13 protein-coding genes are annotated in these 9,589 nt (G+C 65.5%); 9 read left to right on the forward strand and 4 right to left on the reverse strand.

Annotated elements, in window-relative coordinates:
* Nucleotides 1-57 precede the first annotated feature (57 nt).
* The 3 genes from BM075_RS16325 to BM075_RS16335 are packed head-to-tail and all read right to left on the reverse strand — an operon-like array spanning nt 58 to nt 2,203.
* Nucleotides 58-444 carry a hypothetical protein gene (locus BM075_RS16325; protein ID WP_093361769.1) on the reverse strand — a complete coding sequence of 129 codons (387 nt, stop codon included), beginning with the start codon at nt 442-444 and terminating at the stop codon, nt 58-60.
* Nucleotides 441-1,751, reverse strand: coding sequence for a recombinase family protein (locus tag BM075_RS16330; RefSeq protein ID WP_093361770.1), 1,311 nt, complete (start codon nt 1,749-1,751; stop codon nt 441-443). The genes BM075_RS16325 and BM075_RS16330 overlap by 4 nt, the downstream gene beginning before the upstream one ends.
* On the reverse strand, nt 1,748-2,203 hold the full coding sequence (locus BM075_RS16335; protein ID WP_093361771.1) for a DUF2924 domain-containing protein: 456 nt from the start codon (nt 2,201-2,203) through the stop codon (nt 1,748-1,750). The genes BM075_RS16330 and BM075_RS16335 overlap by 4 nt, the downstream gene beginning before the upstream one ends.
* Before the next feature lie 298 nt (nt 2,204-2,501).
* Here BM075_RS16335 and BM075_RS16345 point away from each other — a divergent pair, with 298 nt between their 5' ends.
* Nucleotides 2,502-3,782, forward strand: a complete 1,281-nt coding sequence (locus BM075_RS16345; RefSeq protein ID WP_093361773.1) for a hypothetical protein — start codon at nt 2,502-2,504, stop codon at nt 3,780-3,782.
* Complete coding sequence (locus BM075_RS16350; RefSeq protein ID WP_143089894.1) at nt 3,742-4,692, forward strand: helix-turn-helix domain-containing protein; 951 nt, start codon at nt 3,742-3,744, stop codon at nt 4,690-4,692. The genes BM075_RS16345 and BM075_RS16350 overlap by 41 nt, the downstream gene beginning before the upstream one ends.
* A 15-nt stretch (nt 4,693-4,707) precedes the next feature.
* Here the strand turns inward: BM075_RS16350 and BM075_RS16355 are convergent, their stop codons facing one another.
* Complete coding sequence (locus BM075_RS16355) at nt 4,708-5,508, reverse strand: HNH endonuclease (protein WP_093361775.1); 801 nt, start codon at nt 5,506-5,508, stop codon at nt 4,708-4,710.
* Between the two features lie 358 nt (nt 5,509-5,866).
* Between BM075_RS16355 and BM075_RS16360 the strand changes: the two genes are divergently transcribed.
* From BM075_RS16360 to BM075_RS16390, 7 genes are all read left to right on the forward strand, one after another.
* Nucleotides 5,867-6,460, forward strand: a complete 594-nt coding sequence (locus tag BM075_RS16360) for a sigma factor (RefSeq protein WP_093361776.1) — start codon at nt 5,867-5,869, stop codon at nt 6,458-6,460.
* A 22-nt stretch (nt 6,461-6,482) separates the two neighbouring features.
* Nucleotides 6,483-6,872, forward strand: coding sequence for a hypothetical protein (locus tag BM075_RS16365; protein ID WP_093361777.1), 390 nt, complete (start codon nt 6,483-6,485; stop codon nt 6,870-6,872).
* Nucleotides 6,873-6,916: 44 nt separating this feature from the next.
* Nucleotides 6,917-7,405: a hypothetical protein gene (locus BM075_RS16370; protein ID WP_093361912.1), complete on the forward strand. Its 489-nt coding sequence runs from the start codon at nt 6,917-6,919 to the stop codon at nt 7,403-7,405.
* Complete coding sequence (locus BM075_RS16375) at nt 7,402-8,256, forward strand: ATP-binding protein (RefSeq protein ID WP_093361778.1); 855 nt, start codon at nt 7,402-7,404, stop codon at nt 8,254-8,256. Before BM075_RS16370 ends, BM075_RS16375 begins: the two co-directional genes overlap by 4 nt.
* A 4-nt stretch (nt 8,257-8,260) precedes the next feature.
* Nucleotides 8,261-8,986 (forward strand): hypothetical protein, encoded by a 726-nt coding sequence (locus BM075_RS16380; protein WP_093361779.1) that lies wholly within the window; start codon nt 8,261-8,263, stop codon nt 8,984-8,986.
* Nucleotides 8,983-9,216 (forward strand): hypothetical protein, encoded by a 234-nt coding sequence (locus BM075_RS16385; RefSeq protein ID WP_093361780.1) that lies wholly within the window; start codon nt 8,983-8,985, stop codon nt 9,214-9,216. Before BM075_RS16380 ends, BM075_RS16385 begins: the two co-directional genes overlap by 4 nt.
* 164 nt (nt 9,217-9,380) lie before the next feature.
* Entirely contained in the window at nt 9,381-9,581 is a 201-nt protein-coding gene (locus BM075_RS16390) for a DUF6511 domain-containing protein (protein ID WP_245758879.1), read from the forward strand.
* Nucleotides 9,582-9,589 lie beyond the last annotated feature (8 nt).

A 9,589-nucleotide genomic window follows, 5' to 3' on the forward strand; every position in this document is an offset into this window, starting at 1 on the left:
ACAGAGATTTAGGCGAGCCCGTCTGCCGAGTCAATCCTGTAAAACGCAGTTTTTTTCCTACAGAGAAAAATGCAATGCTTGATGCTGCCATGTGAGCGGAAACGGCTCAAGCACCTCGGCCAGCCTCACCTCCGGCCCCTGCTTTCCGTCCAAGATGCCCTCGATGATGTCAGGCGCGAGCAGCGTGAGCCGCAGAACGCGAGTCATGTAGGAGGGCGCGATGCCCTCCCGTTCGGCCAGTTCGGCGATCGTGGCGTATTCGCCCGACTCGAGCATCCGCTTCCATCGGAACGCACGGGCCAGCGCCTTGCCGAGAGCGCTGTCCGTCCGCCGCGGCTGCGCGACGCCCTCCGGGAGCCGCATCTCCTTCCGCCCGCCGCGCTTCACGATACGGAACGGAACGTGGAGCGTCACCATCTCGGGGACCGGGGCCCCGCGGGTCATGCCGCTGCTCCGATGCTGCCAGACAGCATCTCGCGCGCGAGCCCTCCGAGGCCGTCCATCCGGAGCCGGACGTTCAATCCGCCTGTGCCGACGTCGACGCGCTCGACCAACAGCGCCGCGATGCGTGCCTGTTCGGCGGGGAAGAGTTCGTCCCACAGCGGATCAAGCTGTTGCAGGGCCGCACGGGCGTCGGCTTCGGAGATATCGTCGACGTGGGCGCGTGCCGCCTTCCACGTCCCCGCCACGATCTCGGGCTGGCGGAACACGGCGCGAAGCTGGTCGATGACCGCAGCCTCGATCTCGCCAGCCGGCACACGGCCGACCGGGCAAGATCCTGCGCCGTGCTTCAGCACGGTCTGGCTGACGTAGTAGCGGTAGAGGCGGTCTCCCTTGCGGGTGTGCGTCGGCGAAAACGCGGCGCCATCGGGACCGAACAGCAGCCCCTTCAGCAGCGCCGGCGTCTCGGCGCGGGTGCGCGCGGCGCGCTTGCGCGGGCTTTCCTGAAGGATGGCGTGGACGCGGTCCCACGTCGCGCGGTCGATGATGGCGTCGTGCTCTCCGGGGTAGCTCTCGCCCTTGTGGACCGCCTCCCCGATGTAGGCGCGGTTGTTCAGCATCCGGTAGAGGTACTTCTTGTCGATCCGGTTGCCCCGCGGCGTGCGGATGCCGCGTTTGGCGACCTCGCGGGCGAGCTCCGTGCCCGAGCCGATCTCGAGGAAGCGGGCGAAGATCCAGCGGACATGCGCGGCGGCTTCTTCGTCGATGACGAGCTTCCGGTTCTCGACCCGGTAGCCGTAGGGTGGGACGCCGCCCATCCACATGCCCTTCTTTCGGCTGGCGGCGACCTTGTCGCGGATTCGTTCGGCCGTCACCTCCCGCTCGAACTGGGCGAAGCTGAGCAGGATGTTCAATGTCAGTCGACCCATGGACGTGGTGGTGTTGAACGACTGCGTGACCGAGACGAAGGTCACGCCGTTTCGGTCGAAGACGTCGACGAGCTTTGCGAAATCCATCAGCGAGCGCGACAATCGATCGATCTTGTAGACCACGACCACGTCGACGAGCCCGTCCTCAACGTCGGCGAGCAGCCGCTTCAGCGAGGGACGGTCAAGCGTTCCCCCTGAGATGCCGCCGTCGTCATACTGATCGCGGACCAGCACCCAACCCTCGGAGCGCTGGCTGGCGATGTAGGATTCGCAAGCCTCACGCTGGGCGTGAAGCGAGTTGAACTCCTGCTCCAGTCCCTCCTCGGAGGACTTGCGGGTGTAGACGGCACAGCGGAGCTTCCGCACAACGGGCTTCGTCATGCGCTCCTCCGATGGTTCTTGAGGCCGAAGAAGGTCCAGCCGTTCCAGCGGGTCCCAGTGATCTGGCGGGCGACGGCGGAGAGCGACTGATACGGCCGCCCCTGCCATTCAAAGCCGCCGGCGGTGACCGTGACCACGTGTTGCACGCCCTGCCACTCGCGAATGAGCCTCGTGCCGACGATGGGCCGGTCGCGGTCGGCGCGGATGCGGCGCAAGGTGATGTTGCCGCCGTCGAGTTGCTCGCCGAGCGCTTCCAGCCGCTTGACCGTCTCGGGCTTCAGCCCGCCGTAGGCCAGCTCCTGGATGCGGTACGCGAGCCGGCTCTCCAGGTAGCGGCGATTGAAGGACGGCGGCTCGGTTTCGAAAAGTTCGCGCCACTGCTTCTTCAGTTCGGGCGTGGGCGTCGTCTTCAGCGCGGCCAGGCGCGCGGGGATCGGATCAGGTTTCGTCATGCGTCTCTCCGCTGAGTTGCGGTTGCATGACCGCTCCGGTCGGGCGGGAAGTGTAGCGAACTATCTCCGGGCTCGCCGGAAAGATCGGTTGACTGTCGCCGCGTCAGGCGAACGAGCCCGAGGCCGAGGATCGCACAGAGTTCAGCGCGGCGCTCGGCGGGGCTCATGTTCTCGGGCGGCAGCGGGTTCGGTCGTTTCATGCGGGCCTCGAGCAGGTCGTCTCCTCCGACCCCTACTCACCGAGTTCGCGACCCGTCCCACTCGCCCGGCAGTTGTTGACCGAGAGGCGTGCGAACGTATGATGAACATCATCCCCCTCTCGAACAATGGATTCGCCATGGCTGGCAACCTGAAGAAATTCATCAACCCGCGTTTCATCAACACGATCGATCTGGCGCTGATGAAGGAACTTCTGGCCCGGCATGAGGCGGAATTGACGGACTTCTCGCTGGACCTGCTGGACCAGGAAGAGGAGGAGGCGCGGACAGCCCTGCACGATCTTCTGACCGGCTCCGAGGACACCTATCCCGAAGGTCTCCGCGCCGATCTGCACCGCATTGCCGAGCTGGGCGACGCCCGCGGCCTCGAGATCATCCAGGCGCAGGCCGAGCGTCAGAGGATCGATCTCTTCCCGGAAATGAGGAGGGGCGACGAGGATGCCCCGAACAAGGCGCATGACCCCAAGCACATCGCGGTCCGGGTCTTCCTGGAGCACCTCGACCTGTTCGACGCGGCCGCCGACCACATGGCCCTGCTGACGGCCGATCGCTTGCACGAGTATGCCGGCCGCGAACGGGGCGTCACCGTGGACCTCACCGAGGAGAAGGTCGAGGCGTTCCGCGCCGCCGTCGCCGCGCTGTTCCGCGATGCGTTCCTCGGCGACTACTGCCGGGTCGGCGATTATGTCGACGACGAGGAGATCAACCTCGTCGTCGGGCACGGCTCACTGGTCTCGACCATGCCGGTGGTTGAGGGCCTGAAGGAGCGGGTAATCAGCGTCCGGCAGATTTCCCACGCGGTGCTGCGATATTCCGAGAGCACCGGCATGCTGCGGCTCGCCCGGATCCGGAAGGCGCATCAGCCGGAGGTTGCCGAGCTCTTCGCGTCGATCATCCTGGAGAGGCCCGGCTTCTTCGACGGCGACGATGCGCAGGACCTCTACACGCTTCGTCCGATCGAACGAGCGGGGTCCGGCTTCGAATTCGACGCCCGCTACGATCCGCTGATCGATCGCATCCTGATCGTCGAGGCGGCGGCCGACCTGATGGTGCCTGGCAAGAATGGCTATCCGCGAGTGGCGCGCACCCTGCGATCGCGGGATCTGACCGGGGACGCGCTCCGGCACTTAACCAACACGCCAGTCTCGTTCGGCGACTCGTGGCGGCTGGGGGAGCTCGTGTTCCGGATCCTGTTCAAGAGCGAGGGCAAGCGCCAGCCGCAGGTGACGGTCAAGCTGCGGCCCCCGGGCGTCGTGCAGTTCCGCCGCACCCAGCATGAGGCGCGGGTGATGACCCTCATCGAACGGAACGGGCTGATGAATGACCGAGATGATTTTGAGGTTATTGACGCGGCTGAGTGAGGCCGGCGACGACGCGATCCTGCCCGGCGAGCTTGCCGCGCCCTTCTTCGGTCCGGCCTTCGATCGGCTGCTGGCGAAACGTGTCCTCGTCGAACAGGCGCCGCTCACGGACTGGGAGGTCTGCGATGCCTGCGAGTGCGGGCTGCCCTGCCGGCCGATCCTGAAAGCAGGCGATGCCTTTCGGGCCGAGTGTCCGCTCGATGATCGACAGGACATCCATCTCACCGCGGACGATCTGCGCGTGTTCCGCATCGGCAGTGAGGCGCTGGCGTCCGTGATCGGCGCGGCAGCGGGGTTCGGCACAGCTCCGAGATCCGTGGCGGAAAAAGTCTGGCGGCTCGGGGATACACCATCAGGGCGGGCCGTGTTCCTCGCCCTGGAAGCTGCAGCCCTTGCCGGTAAGGGCATCGCGGCAACGTTGCGCCAGGCTGCGCGGGGTCCGGAGATCACGATCCTCGCACCGGAGTTGCCAGCCGAGGCTGCGAGGCGCCTCAACGACGCCAGCTTCCATTTGATCGAAACTCTCGCGGTGCTGACGCCTGCCTCGAACGGTCTGGGAATCGCCATCGACGTCGCGGCGCTGGCGCCGGTCCCGCTGGCGCCTGAGCTTCACGTGCGGAGGGCGACGGCCGAGGTTCAATGGGATGGTCGCTCTGCTATCCTGTCGCGTCAGATTTTTCCCGTGTTCGAGCGCCTGCTGGAGAAGGCGCAGTCGCGCGACCAGGTCGCCTCCGGATCCCATGTCGAAGGCACGACGGCGCGCGAGGCCAAGGATCTGATCCGTGAACTGCGCGACGCGTTCAAGGCTGCGGGGTTCACCGATGCCGAGAGCAAGGCCCTGATCATGACCGTCCGAGGAAGGGGCTACCGTCTAGGCGTCGTCGCTGCGGACATCGTTGTTGAAGACTGAACCGGTACCCTTCATCTACTTCAGATAGGCTCTGAGAGCATTGACATCGGAAACATCCGGCATTCTGTGGATCATTCGATGGCAATTTGCGCAAAGGACTGCCAGATCGGATATCTTTAATTGCCGCGTCTCAAAGTTTTCCGCGTATGGTACCTTGTGATGAACTTCAAAAATAGACGCGCGAACGTTGTCGGTGTGCGTTATCTTGCAGCATTCACATCTAAGGCCGTATTTATGAAGCGCCATTGCTCGAGCCTTGGAGCTGCGCTCAACACTATTTGTCCATTTCCTTCGTTTTTTCTCACTGCGGAATGTTTGCTGGATTCCTGCGACCAAACCTTCAAACCAGCCGACCCACGCAGAATCTTCGTTCCCGTAGAGAACTGGAAACTGGCCGGGTGGTCTAGGCTGTAGCTCGTCGTGTCTCTTGCCCGCTGGGATCAGAAATGCATTTTCGGGCTGCACCTTCACTCTACAATAGATCGGCGAACTGCCGGCTTCAAGGTTATCAGGGTGCTTAATCGGATGCGATAAGACTGTCGCATTCCTGTAATATCCGCACAACACACCGCTACTGATAAATATTACTGTGACGTTGGAGGCTTCCGCGTCGCCTCTATTGCCTCCCAGCCTGCTTAAGTCACCTCCACCTTCTTTCGGAAGGTAGCCATAAATGAACCCATCTGATGCGACCGAGAAGTTATGGATTTCATGGGGGACCTTGCCGCTTCGGCCATACCCCATGACTGGATCTGCAGATAGGTTCTCCCCGTCAAAGCGGGAAAAATTTTCTACGCGCGCCAGCAAGTATGTCATTTTCACCGCTCAGTAGAATTTCAAATATTGATTGTGGTTCATTTTTTCAGGGACAGCGGATTTTTCTTTTGTGGTTGGCGATTCTGTCGCCGATACTCAGCATAGCCTCGAAATCGAACAGTAACAAAGGGATGAGACGGGTCGATTGCGCTTGCAGTATCCGAGTGACCAGCAACCACGGCAACAGCCTTGGAGCCGACCAAGGCATGAACAGGCGTAGCTGGTCTTCTGCCCGACTGGCTCTCTAACGCGGCCGGACCCACCAAACCCCCACCTTATTCCCACCCCGTTCCCACCTGCGCGCCGACCGCATCCGGCACCTTGGGCTCATCAGAAACGATGACCGAGGCGCGCAGCGATGCAGATCGAGCTTTCCCCCGACGACATTGAAACCATCATTCGCGAGGCCGATGCGGCGGCACAGCGGCTCCGGCGCAAGCTCACCCTGCCGATCTGCGAACGCGAGGATCTGGGTCAGGATATCCTGGTCGATCTGCTGCGCCGTTTGCCCGCCTACGATCCCTCGCGCGGCAGCGTCGGCGCCTTCGCCAACATCGTCTTGCGCAACCAGTCCTCGCGGATCGCGATGCGTCACCACCGCCAGCGCCGGGCGCAGGGCGGGTCGCTGCTCTCGCTTGAGGTTCCGCTGGCCGGAACCCGTGAGCCGGTCGGCGACACGCTGACCGAGGACGACGGGCTTGCCGCCTGGCACGGCCAGACCTGCTGCGCCGCCGCCGTCACCGAACTTCACCACGCCCTGCAGGCCGCCCTCGCGCGCCTGCCTGCCGAGGATCGCCGGTTCTGCGCGGCGCTGGCGCATCGCCCCATGACCGCGCTCGCGGCCGAGGGTTTCGGCAGCCGGTCCGCGCTCTACCGCCGCCTCTCCGATCTCCGCCACGTCCTCACCGCCCACGGTCTCGGTCCCGCCTGGGACGATCTCGCGGCGGCCTGAGTAGAGGCGAAAGGAGGAGATCATGTTCGTGGGCACCACCCCCTTTATCACGGTCCGCGCCCGCCGACCGCTCACCGAGATCGAGTTCTGCGCCTGGGTGGCGCAGGCCGTGCCGGGCGACCGGCTCGAGTACCATCGCGGCTTTCTGGTTCTCGACATCTTCCCGATGTTCGCGCGGCTCCCGGATCAGCAGCGCGCGGAATTGGCACGGCTCGGGTCGCGCGCCTTCTGGGCCGCCGAACAGGGCCTCGTGCACCTGGTGCAAGAGCGCTTGGGCCCCGACCAGTTCGCCTACATCGCCGTCGCCCGCCCCAAGCCGAAGGCCGCAGCCGTGTCGCTGTCCGCGCTCCTGCTCGCCGAGCAGGGGCAGCCCGACCACGCCACCGGTTCGAGTGGTCGGGCTGCCGCGTGATGATCGCCTTCCAATCCCTCTTTGCCGATCATGGAGACCCTTACATGCCGTTCCCCGCGAACACCCCCACCGTCGACGATCTGCCAGGCCTAGGCCTGCAGGATATCGCCCAGCTGCCCGTCGAACTGCTGGCCATCCTGCAGCGCGATGTCGACGAGCGCATCAAGCGGGACAAGGCCGCGAAGGCCCGCCTCGATGGCGCACTGACGGTCCGTTACGCCACCCGCGCCGCCGAGGAGCGGCAGGCCGCGAACAAGGATACCGGCACGATCCGGTTCGACGACGGCGATTTCACCGTGGTTGCGGACCTGCCGAAACGGGTCGATTGGGATCAGGATCGTCTCGCCGCCATGGTCGAGCGCATCCGCGCCGCCGGGGACGATCCCGCGCAGTATGTCGACATCGCGTTCAAGGTGCCCGAGCGCAAATACGCCGCTTGGCCCGAGGCGATCCGTGCTGGTTTCGAACCCGCGCGCACCGTCCGGCCCGGGACGCTGAAGATCGAGATCGTCCCGCAGGGGGGCGATCAATGAGCCTGCGCATCATTTCGGCCGACGACCGGCTGCGCGAGGCGCAGGGCAAGACAACGATGGCGCTGTTCGGACCGAGCGGCGCGGGCAAGACCACGCTGCTGAAGACCCTGCCGCCCGCAGAGACGCTCTGCATCGATCTGGAGGCGGGCCTCAAGTCCGTCCAGGACTGGCCTGGCGACAGCATCCCGATCCGGCGCTTTTCCGACGCGGTCGACATCGCCTGCCTGATCGGGGGCGCGAACCCGGCCGCCCAACCCGAGGAGCATTTCTCTGAAGCGCACCACGCGCATCTGCGCGCACAGCATCCCGAGCTGGCCGAGAAGATCGATACCAAGCGCATTATCTTCGTCGACAGCATCACTGACCTGACGCGTCAGGCCATGGCATGGGCCAAGACCCGGCCCGAGGCGCTGTCGGAACGGACCGGCAAGCCCGACACGCGCGGCGCCTACGGGCTTCTGGCGCGCGAAGTCATCGGGCTCCTCAAGCACCTCCAGCATGCGCCCGGCCGCACCGTCATCTTCGTCGGCATCCTCGAGAAGGTCGTCGACGACATGAACCGGGTGACCTGGCAGCCGCAGATGGACGGCGGAAAAGTCGCCCGCGAGCTCCCCGGCATCGTCGATCAGGTGCTGACCATGAGCCTGTTCACGCAGGATCCCGGTGCGGACCCCGATGCGCCCCCGACCTGGCGGCACGATCCCGACAAGGGCAACGCGCGCCGCCTCGTCTGCCAATCCGGCAATCCGTTCGGCCTGCCGGCCAAGGACCGCAGCGGCAGGCTCGACCTGACCGAGCCGCCCGATCTCGGCGCGCTCCTCACCAAAATCAACCAACCCCGGAAAGGATGACGACATGACCTTCGACATGAACGACGTGGAGCCGCAGCAGTCCGGCGACCTGATCCCCGACGGCACCTTCGCCAAGCTGGTGATGACGCTGCGCAAGGGCGGCACCGACGGATCGAGCGACGCGGATCGCGGGCTGCTCAAGGCCTCCAACCAGCCCGGCAGCGACGTGCTGATGCTCGACGCCGAGTTCACCGTCGCCGAGGGCCCGCATGCCCGGCGCAAGTTCTGGCAGAACTTCACCGTGCAGGGCGGCAAGCTCGACGAGCAGGGCCAGTCGATCGGCTGGAAGATCTCGAAATCGACCTTCCGCGCCATGATCGACAGCGCGCTCGGGCTGAACCCCGAGGACATGAGCGATGCCGCGAAAGCCAAGCGGGTGCTGCGCGGGCTCGCCGATCTCGACGGGATCAGCTTCGTGGCCAAGATCCAGATCGAGCCGAGCCGCAACCCCGCCTACAAGGACGCCAACAAGCTCGAGCATGTCGTGCTTCCCACCGCGCCCGAATGGCAGAAGGTGATGGCGGGCGAGCCGGTGCCAGCGCAGCCGTCGAACAAGCCCCGGCCCGCCGCAGCACCCGCGCAGCCCGCGACCCCGGCATGGGGCCAGCCGCAGTCGGCCTCCGCGCCGGCGGCGCCTGCTTGGGGCGCGCCGTCGGCTCCCGCCCAGCCCGCCACCCAGACCCCGCCCGCCGCCAAACCCGGCAACGGCCCGGCCTGGCTGAACCCGTGAGCCCGGACGAATGGCAGGCGCATGTCACCACGGAGGCGGCACTGGCGATGGGACGCTGGCTCGAGGCGCGCGGGCATCTCGACCGCCCCATCGCCAGCCTGACCCGGCGCGATCTGGAATGCATGGCTTCGAACGCCATCAGCCGGTTCATCGTGCTGTCCTTCGAGCGCCGGACCGCCGCCCCGGACAAGGAGGAGCGAAGCGCGCTCGACCTCCTGCTCATGGGCTGACCCGGGCCGAACTCGGCCGCCGCGTGCCCTGCGCGCTCTGCGGCCGGGAGGCCCGAGGCTTCGGCTACTGCCATGGCCAGCGCTGGGACCGCCATCCCCATCACCGCTTCTGCTCGATGGCCTGCCTCACGGCGGGCTCGGCCAACGCCCAAAGGAACCACGGCATGATCGACAAGACCGACATGGAAACCCGCGCGATCCGCGAGGCGCGCCGCGAGCTGGCCGAGGCGCTGACGGAGATGGGGCTGATGGCGCCATTCTTCGACCGGCCCGCCGAGGACATCGACCGCCTGATCGAGGCCTGCGTCGACGGATTTCAGGCGTCGATGCAGCGCCAGTCCGACGCCGGCGACGTGCCGTTCTGAGGGGGCGC

The sequence above is a fragment of the Tropicimonas isoalkanivorans genome, assembly GCF_900112335.1.
GTDB classification, from domain to species: Bacteria; Pseudomonadota; Alphaproteobacteria; order Rhodobacterales; family Rhodobacteraceae; genus Tropicimonas; species Tropicimonas isoalkanivorans.